Annotated in this window: 11 protein-coding genes and 2 pseudogenes; 8 read left to right on the top strand and 5 right to left on the bottom strand. The window is 55.7% G+C overall.

What is annotated here, in order from left to right; genetic code table 11:
* The first annotated feature begins 944 nt into the window (after positions 1-944).
* The 3 genes and pseudogenes from RCAS_RS24235 to RCAS_RS26610 all read left to right on the top strand — a co-directional run bounded on the left by RCAS_RS24235 (position 945) and on the right by RCAS_RS26610 (position 4,438).
* Positions 945-2,927, top strand: a complete 1,983-nt coding sequence (locus RCAS_RS24235; protein ID WP_198135960.1) for an Eco57I restriction-modification methylase domain-containing protein — start codon at positions 945-947, stop codon at positions 2,925-2,927.
* Between the two features lie 24 nt (positions 2,928-2,951).
* On the top strand, positions 2,952-3,449 hold the full coding sequence (locus RCAS_RS25720; protein WP_198135961.1) for a BsuBI/PstI family type II restriction endonuclease: 498 nt from the start codon (positions 2,952-2,954) through the stop codon (positions 3,447-3,449).
* Between the two features lie 118 nt (positions 3,450-3,567).
* Positions 3,568-4,438, top strand: a pseudogene (locus tag RCAS_RS26610) (DUF6414 family protein).
* 36 nt (positions 4,439-4,474) lie between these two features.
* Here the strand turns inward: RCAS_RS26610 and RCAS_RS26085 are convergent.
* Positions 4,475-4,680 (bottom strand): annotated as a pseudogene (locus RCAS_RS26085) (site-specific integrase); the annotation flags it as partial.
* 185 nt (positions 4,681-4,865) lie between these two features.
* On the opposite strand from RCAS_RS26085, the gene RCAS_RS24245 reads away from it, so the two are divergent.
* The 4 genes from RCAS_RS24245 to RCAS_RS19145 all read left to right on the top strand — a co-directional run bounded on the left by RCAS_RS24245 (position 4,866) and on the right by RCAS_RS19145 (position 8,537).
* Positions 4,866-5,864, top strand: coding sequence for a DNA-methyltransferase (locus tag RCAS_RS24245; RefSeq protein ID WP_012122160.1), 999 nt, complete (start codon positions 4,866-4,868; stop codon positions 5,862-5,864).
* Positions 5,861-6,817: a hypothetical protein gene (locus RCAS_RS19135; RefSeq protein WP_012122161.1), complete on the top strand. Its 957-nt coding sequence runs from the start codon at positions 5,861-5,863 to the stop codon at positions 6,815-6,817. Before RCAS_RS24245 ends, RCAS_RS19135 begins: the two co-directional genes overlap by 4 nt.
* 383 nt (positions 6,818-7,200) lie before the next feature.
* Positions 7,201-7,731 carry a helicase HerA domain-containing protein gene (locus RCAS_RS24250; RefSeq protein ID WP_083760344.1) on the top strand — a complete coding sequence of 177 codons (531 nt, stop codon included), beginning with the start codon at positions 7,201-7,203 and terminating at the stop codon, positions 7,729-7,731.
* Between the two features lie 542 nt (positions 7,732-8,273).
* Positions 8,274-8,537: a hypothetical protein gene (locus RCAS_RS19145; RefSeq protein ID WP_041331127.1), complete on the top strand. Its 264-nt coding sequence runs from the start codon at positions 8,274-8,276 to the stop codon at positions 8,535-8,537.
* Between the two features lie 1,060 nt (positions 8,538-9,597).
* Here RCAS_RS19145 and RCAS_RS19155 read toward each other — a convergent pair.
* Entirely contained in the window at positions 9,598-9,942 is a 345-nt protein-coding gene (locus RCAS_RS19155) for a hypothetical protein (protein ID WP_041331131.1), read from the bottom strand.
* A gap of 299 nt (positions 9,943-10,241) precedes the next feature.
* Between RCAS_RS19155 and RCAS_RS19160 the strand changes: the two genes are divergently transcribed.
* Positions 10,242-11,147, top strand: coding sequence for a hypothetical protein (locus RCAS_RS19160; RefSeq protein ID WP_012122162.1), 906 nt, complete (start codon positions 10,242-10,244; stop codon positions 11,145-11,147).
* Positions 11,148-11,176: 29 nt separating this feature from the next.
* On the opposite strand, the gene RCAS_RS19165 is transcribed toward RCAS_RS19160, so the two are convergent.
* From RCAS_RS19165 to RCAS_RS19175, 3 genes are all read right to left on the bottom strand, one after another.
* Complete coding sequence (locus RCAS_RS19165; RefSeq protein WP_012122163.1) at positions 11,177-11,866, bottom strand: TPR end-of-group domain-containing protein; 690 nt, start codon at positions 11,864-11,866, stop codon at positions 11,177-11,179.
* 168 nt (positions 11,867-12,034) lie between these two features.
* Complete coding sequence (locus RCAS_RS19170) at positions 12,035-15,229, bottom strand: BTAD domain-containing putative transcriptional regulator (protein ID WP_012122164.1); 3,195 nt, start codon at positions 15,227-15,229, stop codon at positions 12,035-12,037.
* Between the two features lie 21 nt (positions 15,230-15,250).
* Complete coding sequence (locus RCAS_RS19175) at positions 15,251-15,877, bottom strand: transposase (RefSeq protein ID WP_012122165.1); 627 nt, start codon at positions 15,875-15,877, stop codon at positions 15,251-15,253.
* Positions 15,878-16,062 lie beyond the last annotated feature (185 nt).

Genomic DNA, 16,062 nt, shown 5'->3' on the forward strand with positions numbered 1-16,062 from the left:
CGCACAGGACGCGCCGCGCGCTTCCCCACCCGCACCACACCCACGGCACGGGCTGCACCTACGCAGCCGCGACCACCGCCCCGCAGCCTGCCTGGAGCAGGCCATACGCCGAGGCCGGCAGTCCTTGCCGGGGGACCATCACTGCCGTGCGACCCATCAGCGCGGGGTAGGGTTCGGCGGCGCACTGCTGGCAGGGAATTGCCGGTCATCAGGCAGGGTGGAGGGAACGCTGAACAGCAGGCGCGGTAATCGCGCGGCACAGCATTACGGCAGATGGTCGGGAGAGTCCAGGGGAGAGCGGACGGCGAGGCTATCGCGTTGAAGGACATGGTGGAGATCATGGTCGTCGTGACATCCGTATGACCCGGGATTTCCTGCACCGTCTGGGTGGCATATCCGTCCTCCAGGAGATGGGGAGCGGAAATGGCGCCGCGTGTGCGGGGTGACCGGTTTTGTCAGTCCAGCGGTGCGAGCTGTGTGACGCACCACCCGCTGAAGCATTGCCAGGTTCATGGAGGGACAACGGATCGCGCCTGAGCGGGGGTCGGCAGAGCGGCGAGGGGAGGGGAACACCCACTGCCATGCCCACTCCCGCTCCGCGTGGGGATACGTGCGGGCCGGCGCGTCGGGACAGGAGGCGGTGCCGTATCCCTGTGCCAGATCCCCCTCATGCTGCTGGCGGACCTGCTCGAGATGGGCCTGGAGGGACTGGACAAGGGAGGTCGGTAGGAGCCGTCACGTGATCGTTCTCGCCCTTCCCATCGCACACGGTGACGGTCTGATACCAATGTACCTGTGACCATCCGGCATTGTCACCCCGATCCGAGCGAGGGGTCTTGCGCGAACCCGCTCGGATTCCTCGCTGCGCTCGGCTTGCCGTAGGTGATGCGCAAACCGTTAGACGGCTGTGTTCCACTCCCACGAAAGTAGTAAAATGGAAGCAAATGGAAACCAAAAGCCTGCTGGTAGAGCCTGTACAGCGCGACAATCTTCTTGAGCGAGTAGACTTTCTGCGCCTGGAAGCTCATCAGAAATTAACAGCGGATCGGACAGAAAAAGGGCAATTTTTTACTCCTCAGAAGATAGCACAATTTATGGCTCATATGTTTGCCGAAAGACCCAGCATACTGAAAATCCTTGATGCAGGTGCTGGTATTGGCTCGTTATCAGCGGCTCTTGTTCTTGAAGCCTGTCAATGGAATCCAAAGCCTTCGGCTATCACAATAACCGCCTATGAAATTGACCCAACCCTGACAGAGTATCTACACGTAACACTCGGCTATTGTAAAGAAGTATGCCACCAAGAAGAGATTCGTTTTGAATATGAAGTTATACAAGACGATTTTATTAGAGCCGCGGTAGATGTCTTGAATGGGAGTACCCTCTTCTCTTTACCCAAGTCTTTTAATGCCGCTATTCTTAATCCGCCGTATAAGAAGATAAATTCTGCCTCTATTACACGGCGTCTTCTGCGAAAAGTAGGGGTCGAGACCACTAATTTGTATTCGGCCTTTCTTTGGCTGACAATCAGGTTGCTAGAGCCTAATGGAGAACTTGTTGCAATTACGCCAAGAAGCTTTTGTAATGGCCCCTATTTTCTCCCGTTTAGGGAAGTGTTTCTAAGAACGATGTCTATAAATCGTATCCACGTTTTTGACTATAGGGATCGAGCTTTTGAAGATGACGACGTTCTACAAGAAAACGTAATTCTTCACGCGATAAAAGCACACCAGCAAGAGCGAGTAACAATTTCATCAAGCGCCGACCCAAATGACCCATTCATAACTGTTCGTGAAGTCGAGTATGCTCAACTTGTTTATCCCGATGATCCAAACGTATTCATACACATCGTTCCAGATGGACTTGGACAGAGAATTGGGCAGAAAGCTCGTAGCCTCTCGACCTCACTTGATGAGTTGGGTATTACAGTTTCTACTGGCAAAGTTGTTGATTTTCGCGCTGCTGATTTCTTGAAAGAAAAACCAGACTCGGAGACAGTTCCACTGATATACCCAAGCAACTTTTCGCAAGGCTATATTGCTTGGCCTAATGGGCAAAATAGAAAACCATCTGCTATAAGATTAGCCCAAGAAACCACTAGCTTGCTCGTCCCCTCTGGTTGGTATGTTTTAGTCAAACGCTTTTCGGCAAAAGAAGAAAAAAAGCGTGTTGTTGCAGCCATATATGATCCCGTCCGTGTAGATGCTGGGTTGATTGGCATTGAAAATCACCTAAATTACTATCATCAAAACGGGAAAGGGTTACCTCCTCTGTTAGCCAAAGGATTAGCCGCCTTTCTCAATTCAACCATAGTGGACGAATATTTCAGGCAATTCAGTGGACATACACAAGTAAATGCAACAGACCTACGTAACCTCAAGTACCCATCACTGCCCCAGTTAATGGCGATAGGCGATAAGATAGGCGATGAATTTCCCGAACAAGACGAAATCGATCAAATAATCTTAGGGACACTAGGAATGGATACTGCAAATACCGACGTAAAAGCGAAAAAGAAAATCGACGAAGCGCTTGATATTCTACGAGCGCTCCAAGTGCCAAAAGCACAACTGAACCAGCGTTCTGCACTAACATTGTTGGCTTTGCTCGATATGAAGCCCGAAACAGATTGGAGTAATGCCTCAGCACCCTTACGCGGCATTACCGAGATGATGAATTATTTTCGCGATCACTTCGGAATTTCTTATGCGCCAAATACCCGTGAGACGGTTCGGCGTGATACGGTTCACCAGTTTGTGCAAATGGGGCTAGTGATTGCAAATCCAGATGATATTAAAAGACCCGTTAACAGCCCAAAGACAAAGTACCGAGTTGATGCTAGTCTTCTTAAGGTGATTCGCACTTATGGAACGATAGATTGGGATAAGAATCTGAAAGACTATTTGAAGAATGCACAGAAATTGTGAAGGTTGCGTGAAAAGGAACGTGAAATGGCTTTCATACCAGTAAAGTTACCAGATGGCAAAGAAGTCAGAATTACCGCTGGTGGGCAGAATGACTTGATAAAACGAATCATTGAAGAGTTTTGCCCTCGTTTCACTCCTGGTGGCTTGGTTATTTACGTTGGCGATGCAGGCAATAAATTCAGAGTATACGAGCGAGATTATCTCAAACGGTTAGGTATTATTGTTGACGAACACAGCAAGATGCCTGACGTAGTAGTTTATCTTGAAGCCCAAAATTGGCTTGTACTGATTGAAGCGGTCACCAGCCACGGCCCGATTGACATCAAACGCCACAATGAACTCAAGGAATTGTTCAAAGATAGCAGAGCTCCTTTGGTATTCGTGACCGCATTTCCAACGCGAAAGGTGATGATGAAATACCTTCAAGAGATTACGTGGGAAACTGAAGTATGGGTAGCTGAAGCACCTAGTCATCTAATACATTTCAACGGTGAACGTTTCCTCGGCCCATACGATGGATAAATCACGCCGCCTAACAAGCGTTTCCAGCCGACCCGCTCCGCTTCGCTTCGCTCCGCTACGCGGGCGGCTGAAACGCAAACCGTTGGGCTGCTTCGCCAAAATAACGAAAGGGCTAGTAATGAAATCGGACCTCATTGTGCCAATCTATGTTGATACAAATGCTCTCCTCAACCTGCTGGCATCTATTGAGGGTGGCTTCAGCATTGTCGAGAAAGTAACAACTTGCAGGATAACCAGCACTGGTTATGAGAAGTTAGCCTCAGGGGAAGCAGGTGCAGAGTTCGGGGTTCCAAATGTGCTTAACTTGCTCAAGGTGAAACTTGGTGGTTCTCTGAGTTCAAAGAAACAGCAAGAGACTGGGGAGGAAAAAAGAAGCCGAACGGCGCCATACTTACGGATCTCTGCTGTTTCGCCTTCGTGCCTTTCTTGATGATAAGGGATTCATCAAGCGGCCATACGAAAGCACTGAGGTTTGGCGAACAATAGTGCCATCGGATTTTGTTGAGATTCACGGCCTATTCCGACCGAACCCGATAGTGGACTCGTTGCAACGCATTGATCGCCTTCTTGGAATTTTCGAAGTACTTTCGGGTTTTATACCCCAGGTTTCCAGCCAATCGTCAGGAAAGAAAGGCCCGCAAGATGAAAAGAAGCAAATGAAGCTATTCCGCCAGTTTCTTCAGGGTATTTTGGCGGATATTGAAGCAAAAAACACCCGAGTTTTTGTGATTGATACGGCTGAGCCAAATCAGTTTCAAGTTGTGGTTCTTTTGTTCGCAGACTATCTCCGTGACCGGACAATGGCTGAGATTGCTTACAAGGAATATCGTTTGCTTGGTAAGGTTGTGCGCAAGATAGAGCAAGGCTCTGACGAAACCGTTGACCTTTTGCGAGGCACGGCATTGGGTGGTGTGGGGAGAGAAACTCTTGAACAGCTCACTGGTGTACGTGCTCGCGTACCGTTCTATCTGGAGGGCGTGGCGGTATAGGAAGAGGATAGCGGAGAGGGCTTGATTCTGGGTGGAGGCGGAGACGTTTTTTTCGACGGCGAGGTGGGTAATAAAGGCTTGGATTTCGGGGCGCCCATGTCGTTGGGGTGGCGTTTGTGGTGAAAGAGGATGAAGCGTTTGATCCGGTCTTTGTAGGTTTGTTCGGTGCGGTAGGCGTAATGCTTAAGGCGGATGGCGTCGGAGACCTGGTCGAGGAGCTTGCGTGGGGGTTTTTGTTCCATAGTGGATTGACCTTTGGGCGGGGGGTGTATATAATGCACTCACCGGATGGTACCTCATTCTGTCTACAATCCCAAACGGTTTGGGGGGTTAGGCGGAAGGGGTAATCGAACAGGAATGAGGCGGATGTCCGCATAACCGTTAGTTGGCTGGCAATTCCAAGCATCATGCGGGGTATAATTAAGCTATGAAAAGTTCTCTTTCTGAGATCAAAGAACCATCTGCTGAATACGCGCGAAATAGAGAGATTCCAACTTTTTTTGGACAACAAATGCTCAAGGGGACTATTTTTGATATTAATGAATCTCAAATAGACTCTAACACGCCCACGTTGTTCTATTCCCATCCTCACGGAGAAATATGGATTGGTGATACTATCGCTTGGCTTCGCTCTCTGGAAACCGAATCGGTTGATATGATTTTCGCGGACCCACCCTATAACATCAGGAAGGCAGAATGGGATACTTTTGAATCTCAAGAAGAGTATGTTGAATGGTCATTGTTGTGGATACGGGAAGCAGCGAGAGTACTAAAGCCTGATGGTACTCTGTATATTTGTGGATTTTCTGAAATAATCGCCGACTTAAAATTGCCAGCCTCTCGGTTTTTCAAAGGATGTCGTTGGCTCATCTGGCACTATAAGAACAAAGCCAATCTTGGTTCGGATTGGGGGCGTTCCCATGAAAGCATTCTTCACTTCAGGAAGAGCAAGAATTTTACTTTCAACATTGATGATGTACGCATTCCTTATGGCAACCATACCCTCAAGTATCCTGAGCATCCACAAGCTGAGACCAGTCAATATGGAAAAGGCAATGGAAGAAAAAATAGTATATGGCAACCACACCCACGTGGTGCCAAGCCCAGGGATGTTATCGAAATACCTACGACTTGTAATGGAATGCACGAAAAAACACCTCACCCAACGCAGAAACCAGAAGAACTTTTGCGTAAGTTGGTCCTAGCCTCGTCGAATGTTGGAGATTTGATTGTAGATCCGTTTCTTGGCTCTGGAACTACCGCTGTTGTTGCTGAACAGCTTCGACGCAATTGGAAAGGTTGTGATATTTCTCTAGAATATTGCCGATGGACTGTCAGGCGTATTGAGTTGGTGGAAGATTGGCCAATAGAGAAGTGGATTCAATATGATTTTGAAAATGCCGAGAGAAGGAAATCTATTCGATGAAAGAAATCACATTGGCAGATTTACAAACCAGTGTTCGAGAAACGAGCGCGTTTAATAGGCTGCAAGACTATTATCAGCTATGCAAAGCCTTCCTTGGGCTTATGCAGAAAATGCAGCCAACCCGCATTATCTCTCCAACGCATAACAATTATGTGTTCTATCGGTATAACGAAGATTACGGTTATAGGATCACTCGACCTTTGAATACTAATTTATTCATCGAGTCAGAAAACGAATTTAATACCGCTTTTCAACGATTTATATCATTTCTCGCCGATCTCAAGCAACATCAGGGCGCGATACTTGACCAAGAAAGTGCCAAAGGATATATCGCAACTGCCGAGATAAACAGAGTAGTTTACACGGTGCAGCAATCTATTGGCAGTATTGGGGATTCGTTTGAGAATCCCAATCAGTCAAGAAAGCGCGTAGGACAGCTTTTTGAAGTTCTTGCCAAGCTTATCATCCAAGAAGTGGGGTTAGAATGCGAACCTCGCACCATAAGCATTCCAATACCTGGTTATCCAGGTTATAAGATGTCTTATGAGCTAGATTTGGTGTTCTCTCGCAACAAAGCTATTGTTGCCGCCGAAACCAGATTCATCCATGAAACGGAAATCGTTGTCTCTGTAAAAACTACGAGCAAAGATCGAATTGACAAGGTTTTTCTTGACAAGTATTTGTTGACCAAATTACTGGGAAGAGAAGTTCCTGTTATTGCTGTCTTTTTGCACGATGTTCAGAGAGCGAAAGCTGGAAATAGCATTTTTGGAATCAATTCAACTTTCAAAAACAACCATTTTCTAGGGTATACCGTGGCGTTGAATAGGTTAGACGGTGTGTACTATGTTGACACACGCCCAGAAATGCTCGCCAACGATAGACTTCGAGAACAGATCAAAGACTTTCAAACGTTTTTGGTCCAAGATTTGTGGCGATTGTCCGACAGATAAGAGTTTGTTTGTTAGAAATTACCAGCCAACACGCGCTTCCACCTGACGCCGCTCCGCTGAGCTTCGTGGTGCAGGTGAATCGCGAGCTGTTAGCCTGCCCCCTGACGTCACGTCGCTACAGACAACTTGGGAGATGGTGCAATGTCCATTATCACAATACTGGCTCTGACAGACGATGCCTTAATCGGAGAAACGTCTTCGTCAGAGTATTCCGCCGAAGGGGGGCACTTCTACCGTTGATCGGATTCCGTTTCGCGTCAGAGCAGGTCAACGTCCCAATCTCAATGCTTTCGTGATAGCCCTGCGTCACGATGATGAGAATAGGGCACATTACGGCAGGATAATTGCCGGCAGTGAGCTGAACCTGCGGGCTAGACGGAGGAATGCAAAAGAATGATGCCTATGGTATGCGACGTACCGACATTCGTTCATCAGAGCTGTCACCCGATCTCGTAAGAGTAATGGAGATTGAGCTTCTTGGAGAAATGAGCGTACTGGGTAACGACTCTTTGGGAATCACCGAACCGACCCAGCTTCCGTATACCGGGCAGCCCGTGTATGAATTGCCCGCTCCAATTATCCTGAGACTTCTCGACATTCCCGAAGATGAGAAGGTACAAGATAATAAACCGACCTGCGATTCAGAACTTTATGTAGGAAGAATCGAATCAGGCGGGCACAGCATACCGTTCTTTTTGCCGAACAGTGCGATTGCCCGTCATATTGCCGTGCTAGGAAAAACCGGCGTCGGAAAGAGCTATGCCGTCGGTGTACTGATGGAGGAACGCTACGAAAACATATCCCGATGCGCTCGTTTGATAGCTTGGGAGATGCCGAACAGACAGCGAGGGAACTCAAAGGAAAACATATTGTTGCCGGGACCGACGATTGCAACATTCCCTACTCTATCATAGGTCTTGAGGAGTTTCTGGCTTTTATCCCTAATCTCACAAGCGATCAGCGAAAATTGATAGCCTCTGCCTATGGAAGTGTCTTCGATGAGGCTCTCGACAACCTTGAAAAGGGGGAAGAGTTAACCATCCTCTTCGATCGTCGTACATCTCTTGTTGATACCATCGGTCAATGCCAGAGTAATTCCCAATACGGTCAGACGAGTTCAAGCAGCCTTCAGCCGTAGTTCCCTCCCCACCGATAAACCGGTTGCTTGGCCAGAGCTTTTGGCTACTTCGCCGCTCATCAACATTTACGTCGGTCACTTGGGCCAATGGCAACGGAACCTTGTCGTAGGCGCAGCAGCCCGGATTTCCTGGCGATTGCGACGTCGCAATCATCTCCCTCCGTTCGTTTTGGTCATTGATGAGGTGCATCTGTCCTTGCCAGGTGGGAGCGACCTTCTCCTTCACCATTGGTTCTTCGTGAGATGATCCGCACGGTTCGGCATGACTCGGTAGGGGTTGTATTGTTGTGTCAACGTCCTTTTACATGCGATACCCGTATGCTCTTCGCTTTAGACCCTGAAGATTTGCGGGTGGTCGCAGGGCAAATCGGCGATCTGCCGGAGGAGACGATAAAACGCATTCCGAGAATGGCCCGTGGCACGGCGGTATTCACCTCTGGTATGGACATCATGCGCCACGCCGTCATCGTCAAAATACGCGAGAGAGCCTTTACCACCCATATTGCCGAAACCCCCGATGTACGTGAGGCTGTTGAGAAATGGCGCAAAGAACACCAGACGAACGAGAACAGCAAAAGATAGCCGAGGCCATGCTGGATGGTTTGCAGATCGTAGGTCGAACCGTTCGCGAGCTGCAACTCCAACGGTGCGCGCGGGATCTCATCATTGCGGATTATCGGCTACGAGGTGCCTTGAGCCAATTGCTGGACGAAGGCAAGGTAGAAAAACGACCTTGGCTGGAGCACAGAGGAAACTTCTGTTTCAATCTACCCGGCCAGGGTATCTCTCAAATGTCCCTGTCTGACCTACAGACCAGTCGTGACGAGATCGGGCGAGAGGAACGAAACGGCCTAGATCTCTGGTAACGGGATGAGACCGAACGTGAACGTGTACCCGCTTCGGTCATGGCGGAGGTCGCTCGCAGCCACGCTCTTGAGGAAAACTACGCCACGTTGGTTCATGATATTGCACTCGCCCTTATCCCTGTATGTTGCTCAGTGCTTGCGGATACGGCTACGTGCAGCAGGGCGCGCCGCCGGCGGCTAGCCCCGGCCCGCCGGAGAGCCGCCCCGGACCGGTGACGCCCCACGCGGCCGGCCTGGCGCTGATCATACCCCTGGCGACCGAGGCCATCACCAACCTGCAGAGATTTCGACCACCTTCCCCTGTGCCTATGCGTTCGATTACGGCTTCTGCAACACGGCAATGGTCAGTCCTGGCGAGGCCGACTATGGTCGTTGCAGCGACCGCTACAGCACCCTGGCGTAGGAATGGCTGTTCCTGGGTCTGGTCAACCACGAGAGCGGCTTTGTCTGGTGTTACGTTTACTGCAATGCTGGGGTGTTGCAGGCGCACATCGCGATGTACGGCGGGGCGACCGTATACCTGCCGCTGGTCTTGCGAGGCGCTGCGCCGTAGGCCGTGCCCCAGGAGAAAGAAGGGTCAAGCGAACAAACCGACCCGGCAAGTTAATCCGTGAGATGCGTTTGAAAAGACCCTTTTAGCCTATTAACAGGAGGACTGAAATAAACACGAAAACCCGTTCCCTCACAGCGGGGATGGCCCTTTTGCTGATGGTGCTCTCCCTGACCACTGCGGTCACCCTGACCGCACCCCGTATCGTGCGCGCCGCCGCCATCCGCTACGCCGCGCCGAGCGCGCAGGGCAGCGGCGACTGCTCCAGTTGGGGCAACGCCTGCACCCTGCAAACCGCGCTGACCAGCGCCGTCAGTGCCAAGAGATCTGGATCAAGGCCGGCATGCACCACCCCACCACTAACCCCACCGACCGCACCGCCACCTTCACCCTCAAGAACGTTGTGGCAGTTTACGGCGGCTTTGCCGGCACGGAGACCCGCCGCGACTAGCGCAACTGGCAGACCAACCCCACCATTCTCAGCGGCGACATTGACCAGAACGACATCAACACCGACGGCAACTTTATCGCCGAGACGCCCGCCGATATCCAGGGCAGCAACGCCTACCACGTCGTCAACAGCGGCAGCACGAATAGCACCGCTATCCTGGACGGCTTTGCGATTACAGCCGGACAGGCGAACGGATCGGGGTCAGGGGGGAACGGTGGAGGGATTGTCAGCTATGCCAGCAGTCCCACCCTGGTCCAGCTCGTTATCGTTGGCAATACGGAGTCTACTGCAAAAAGGTTCTTTTACCGCCAAGACGCAGAGTACGCAGAGATCATACTGATGTAGAACTCTGCACTCTCGTCGCCTCTGCGGTGAGTTTTTGCAGTGAAGTCAAACATCAGATTCAGAAAGGAATAAAAATGAAATCGGCTTACAGGATATACGAGTTGATCGTCGTATTGATTTGGGTTCTATCGAATAGCGGATGTCAAGCGGCGCCCGTTGCCACGCCAACAGCGCCCCCCACTGCGACCGCAACGGCTGCCCTGGCGCCGACGGCGACGACAGAGCCAACATCGGCCACTGCCTATGCCCACGAGCAAGTGATTCGCTTCGACAGCGAGCCGCTTGACTTTATGGCTGAAGGCGCAGTGCTGGGCGGCCAGCGCGACCGTTACGAATTGCAAGTCGTGCCGGGCGAGATGTTGGATGTGTGGCTGATGTCATTGGAAGGCAACGCCGTGCTGAGTATTCTGGGCCCCGATGGCGCACCGCTGCCGGGCACCGAAGAGGGACGAGATGTGACCCGCTGGACGGTCATTCTGCCTGCTGGCGGCGCGCACAGCATCGTAGTCGGCTCAACGCGCGGCAACGCCTCCTACACGCTCTCGGTGCATACGGCGATACCTGCTTATCAGCCGCTCTTGCTCCAGGATTGCCAAAAGCTCCAGGCAGACCTGACGCGCGCCTTTGGGATGCGTTTCACCCTCATTGACACGCCATTTACCGATCCGATCACCGGGGCGAGCGGCATGGCCTGTACTCTGGAAGCCAACGGCACCGGTGCCGATTTCGGCGCGCTCCCCGAAGTGATGACCAAAGTGCGCAGTGTTTTGGCCGGCTGGCAGGAGAATCCACTCTACGCGGCCGATAGCCCCACGGCTTCGATGACGGCGTTCACGCGGGATAGGGCGCTGCTGGTGGCGATGACATCCTGGGAACCCCGCGCCGATGCCGATTGCCCGACGGATCAGCCGATTTCGGCCTGCCCACTCACGCCGGAGCAACAACTGTTCAGCGTGCGGCTGCAAGGGGTTCAATATTGAAGCGCGCGTAGCACAGGATTAATCCTGTGCTACGACGCGGTCAATTGCTCAAAGCGCGGATCACCGTGCAGAGCACGCAGGTCGGGGGCCTGGCGCGCCCATTGGCGTGAAGTCTGGCGTTTTTGCAGGGCGATGTCCAGCAGGCGCAGGGCTTCTTCGATGTCGCCACAGATGGCGGCAAAGCAGGCGCGGAGGGTCTTGAGCAGGCGTTCCTGAAAGGGCAGGGTGAGCGGCTGGGCGAGCGAATCGGCGCGCAGGCTGACCTCGCGGCGGCCGCTCCCGCAGCGGCGGCTGAGGTCGTCCACGAAAAGCAGCAGTTTATGGTCGGGGACGCCCTCCAGCCGGCGGGCCGGGGGTTCCAGCCAGCGGTCGGGCGGGAGATAGAGCACCGTCCAGCCTTCGGCACTCGGCGTTTGCGCCAGGTGAGCGGCCTCGCGGGTTTTGCCCAGTCCGCTTTTGCCACAGACCAGCAGGGCGCGCTGCTGGAGGAGCAGGTCTTCCATCGCGCGGCGCACGCTGCGCCCTGGCAGGCGCTCTACGTAGGGGATGCGGCGGTCGTTGAGCGGGGAATCGAGTGGGTCGGGCAGGGCCACGGCCAGCACGTCGCCACCGGGCGGGATGATGATGAAGGGTTGTCCCTCGCCGCCGCGCTGTCGTTCGCGCCGCAACTCGATGATCCAGCGGATGAGTTTGTACAGTCCGCCGAGCAGCGCGCCCACGATGCCCGTGCCGAAGAGCTAGCCGAGGGCGTCTTTGTGGTCGGTAATCCATTGAAGCAGTTTGTCCCAATCCATTGCTGCTCCTGCGTCAACCCAGGCATTCAGGCCGGCATCTAAAACTGCACTTCCTCCCTACTCATCCAGCTCAGGTCTGGGCGTAGGGGGCAACTATGGCTTCCACTCAGGTGTTCTGTGACGAATGTCGCTTTCGGCAGGCGGGGCAAGGTAGCCGGCTCCACGCAGCGCCTCCATAGCCCGCTTGTGGATGGACGCCTCGCAGGCCGGATGGCGCAGCGTTTCCTCCAGCAGCGCCCGCGCCTGCGCAGTTTCCCCTTCCCGCAGCAGGATGCCCACCCGCTGAACCAGCGCCCTGGCGGCGCGGAAGCCGTTTTCCGTAGCCTGGATCAACCCCTCGGCTTCCGTCAGGGCGCGGTGGGCGGCGGGGAGGTCACCGCTTGCCAGCGCGACCTGGCTCAGCAGCAGCAAGCTATCCGCCATCCCATCCCGATCCTGCATCGCTTGATAGAGCGCCAGGCTGCGCTCCGCCAGGGTCAGCGCAGTGGATAGGTCGCGGCGCACCAAAGCCGCATCGCTCAGGCCCTTCTGGCTTTGCGCGTTGACCCATGCATTGCCGATCTGCTCGCCGATGAGCAGGCTCTTTTGAAAGTGCGCTTCGGACTCTTCCACGTTGCCCTCGGCCAGTGCCACCAGCCCCAGGTTGATGCGCGCCTGTGCCACGCCCCACAGGTAGCCGATGGCGTCGCAAAACGTCATGTTCTCCTCGAAACAGCGGCGGGCGGCGGCATAGTCCCCCTGCGCGCGTCGCACCAGCCCCAGCCCATAGATGGCGTACTGCACTCCCCAGGCATAATCGGCCTGCGCACACACCGCCCGCGCCTCCAGGCAGAGCGCCTCGGCGGCGGCAAAATCCCCCAACTCGTAGGCCGTCCAGCCGAGCATATAGAGGCTGTCGCCGATGCCCACCGGCTGCCCCAGTGCGCGGTAACGCTCCAGGCTTGCCTCGGCCCACTGGCGCGCCTGCGCGTACCGCGCCTGCAAAAAATCCACCCAGGACTTTTGATACAGCAGGAACGCGCGCTCCTCGTCGTCGGGCAGGCCCGGCAAGGCTAGGCCCTCTTCAATTAACTGATGCGCTTGCGCGTACTGCGAGAGTTGTCGGCAAAAGACGGCCTGCCGCCCCAGCAGGCGACGGAGCAGCGCGGCGGCCGCCAGGTCGGCGCGGGCCGCTTCCCGCATCCGCTCTAAAGCGGGCTGGAAGAGGGCCGCACCTTCGCGGAACCAGGATTTGGCTTCGCAAAAGGCAAACAGCCCGTGGGTCAGGCGGGTGAGCAGCGCCTCGTCGCCGTGGGCGATGGCCCATTGCCACGCGGCGAGCACGTTCTGCCATTCGGGTTCCAGCTCGGCCTGCACTGCCTGCTGCGCGCGTCCGCGCAGGGCCTGTTCTCGCTGCTGCACCAGGTCGGCAAAATACGCGGCGTGACGCGCGGCCATCTCCTGGGCAGTGGACGGCTGCGCCGCCAGTTTCTCCGCCGCATAGTAGCGGATGTCGCCGTGCAGCCCGTAGCGGACGCGCGGCCCGTCCAGGAAGAGCAACGATTTGCGCACCAGACGGCTGAGCATTGCCGCGCTCACCCCGGCGACGTGCTGCGCGGCCTCAGATTGAAAGCCGCCGCGAAAGATGGAAACCCGCATCAGCGCGAACTGCTCTTCCGGAGAAAGCAATTGCCAGGAGCCTTCAAAGACCACGCGCAGGCTGCGGTGACGGTCGGGCATGTCGGGACTGCTGGAGGCGAGGAAATCGCGCGTGACGGTGATGGCTTCAGCGATGCCTTCCAGCGACATTTCACCGGCCCAAGCGGCGGCCAGCTCAATGCCCAGCGGCAAGCCTTCCAGCAGATGACAAATCTCCGCGATCATCGTCTGGTCTGCCGCGCCTACGCTCAGGTCCATTCGGGCACGTCCGGCGCGCTCGACGAACAACTGCGCGGCTTCGGAGGGCGGCGCGTCAGGAGCGGGCAGATCGTAGCCCAGGCCCTCTAGCGGGAGCACCGACTCGGCTTGCAGATTCAGCCGTTCGCGCGAGGTGACCAGCAGCGTGAGGCGCGGGGCGGCGCGCATCACCTCCAGTACCAGCGTCGCGCCGCCGACAGGCAACAGTTGCTCGAAATTGTCCAGCACCAGCAGCAGGTCGCGCCGGTCGTGACGCAGCGCCTGCAAGAGTTGCGCGCGCAGGTCTTGTGCGCCGGAAAGGCGCAGGTGCAGCGCGTCGGCAATCGCCAGAATCAGGTTGCTTTCGGTGACGGCGTCGCTCAGCGAGATCCAAGAGACGCCATCGGCAAACTGTTCCGCTAGGGTCGCCGCGAGTTGCAGCGCCAGGCGCGTCTTTCCCACCCCGCCCGGCCCGGTGAGGGTGATGAGGCGGTAGGCGGGGTTGCTCAGGCGCTCGCTCAACAGCGTCAACTCGCGCTCACGGCCGATGAACGAGGTGAGTTGCAGCGGCAGGTCGGTGGGCGGCGCGGGGGGAAGCGGCATCGCGGCGGAGAGCGGCTCGCCGGCGCGGATGCGCGCGTGGAGGGCGCGGGTTTCCTCATCCGGCGCCAGGCCCAGCTCGTCGGCCAGCGCGCGGCGACAGACCTCGAACTGCGCCAGCGCCGCCGCGCGCCGGCCGTCCAGGGCCAGCAGGCGCATCAGATGCCGATGCGCGGCCTCCTGCCAGGGTTCCAGGGCCAACAATCGCCGCACGTACTCCTGCGCGGCAGGGTAATCGCCGCGCCGCTCGGCGGCGTTCGCCAGCAACGTCAGCGCCTCCAGGGCCTGCACGTGCAGCCGTTCGCGCTCGACGGCCAGCCAGTCGTCGAACTCTGCGCTATCTTGGAGCGCGAACCCGGCCAGCAGGTCGCCGCGATAGAGGGCGATGGCCTGCGCCAGGCGTTCCAGGCAGGGACGGCAGGTCTCGCGGCGGCGGTGGCGATGCGTCTGCGTCTCACTCCACAGGCGGCGCCAGGTCAGCGCGTCCACCGTCACGTCGGCAGCCGCGTTGAACTGCACGGTGTGGGGCGTCGTCAGCAAAAAGGCTTCGCCGAGGGCGCGGCGCAGGTTGTAGAGCGCCTGACGGAGGTTCTGGGAAGCCTGTGCGGGCGCGGCTTCGGGCCACAAGAGCGCGCTCAGCGCCTCGCGTCGGAAAGCGCGCTCCGGCTCCAGCGCCAGCCGGACCAGCAGCGCGCGCGCCTTGTCCGACTCGATGCCGGCGACGGGCTGGCCATCCAGGGTGATCGCCAGTGTCCCCAATAGAGTGAGCGAGAGCTGCGACACGAATTCTAAATTCTCGTAGCATAGTAGCACAGGATTAATCCTGTGCTACGGCTACAAACGTATAGGGCCAGTCTTGCCAATCGGCAACAAGACCTGCCTGACAGGATTGTTGACGATGTACTGGAGAATACGCTGCAATTCCGCCTCGTCACGGACGACATGATCGTAACTTTCGTCCTGCCAGAATTTTCCGCTGCGACCCAGCAAGCGGTTGGCGTAGCGCGCCGTGCGTCCTTTGAGCAGATGCAAGGCCCGGCTCAGTGCGGAAGGATGCCCTCTGGTATCAACGTCACCAAAACGTGCCATATTCACCAGCAGGTGAACGTGGTTGGGCATGATGCAATAGGCCCACAGGTCATAGTGCGCGCCATCCAGGCGCCGAATCTCGTCCGCAACGAGTTGGGCAATTTCCGGCTGACGCAGCCAGGTCGGGCCGTGCGCCATCTGATCCAGCCATGCATCGTAGCGTCCAAAGAATTTCTTTTGGATTTTGTATCGTTCGCTCAGCAGTGCCGCGCCGCTCAGGGTTTGTTGCAGCCGCCGTTCCTCTGCCTGGAATTCCTCCCGCAGACGTTCGATGATCTCCGGCGGCAGCGAGCCCGCCAGCCGAAAGGTGATAAAGAAGGTCGCATGGCTGGGATGGATGTGCGGTAGATTGCGGCGGTAAAAAGCAGCCATATTTCCTCCCCGTAGCACAGGATTAATCCCGTGCTACGGCGTGCGCTTTGAGTTCACAAATGCCGATCTCTTCCGTAGCCGTTCTTTTCGGATGCGGTCACGTGTGTGATGACATTGTAGGCATATCCTGCGTTGCGTCAAGTCCGAATGAGCGAGAGCATTATTGTTCCTTCTTCCTCCTGACG

The sequence above is a fragment of the Roseiflexus castenholzii DSM 13941 genome (genome assembly GCF_000017805.1).
Taxonomy (GTDB): Bacteria; Chloroflexota; Chloroflexia; order Chloroflexales; family Roseiflexaceae; genus Roseiflexus; species Roseiflexus castenholzii.

Excerpts from the sequence above, each read along its gene's own strand:
- RCAS_RS24235 (WP_198135960.1), top strand. The coding sequence starts at position 945 with ATGGAAACCAAAAGCCTGCTGGTAGAGCCTGTACAGCGCGACAATCTT.
- RCAS_RS25720 (WP_198135961.1), top strand. The coding sequence starts at position 2,952 with ATGGCTTTCATACCAGTAAAGTTACCAGATGGCAAAGAAGTCAGAATT.
- RCAS_RS24245 (WP_012122160.1), top strand. The coding sequence starts at position 4,866 with ATGAAAAGTTCTCTTTCTGAGATCAAAGAACCATCTGCTGAATACGCG.
- RCAS_RS19135 (WP_012122161.1), top strand. The coding sequence starts at position 5,861 with ATGAAAGAAATCACATTGGCAGATTTACAAACCAGTGTTCGAGAAACG.
- RCAS_RS24250 (WP_083760344.1), top strand. The coding sequence starts at position 7,201 with ATGCAAAAGAATGATGCCTATGGTATGCGACGTACCGACATTCGTTCA.
- RCAS_RS19145 (WP_041331127.1), top strand. The coding sequence starts at position 8,274 with ATGCTCTTCGCTTTAGACCCTGAAGATTTGCGGGTGGTCGCAGGGCAA.
- RCAS_RS19160 (WP_012122162.1), top strand. The coding sequence starts at position 10,242 with ATGAAATCGGCTTACAGGATATACGAGTTGATCGTCGTATTGATTTGG.
- RCAS_RS19175 (WP_012122165.1), bottom strand. The coding sequence starts at position 15,877 with ATGGCTGCTTTTTACCGCCGCAATCTACCGCACATCCATCCCAGCCAT.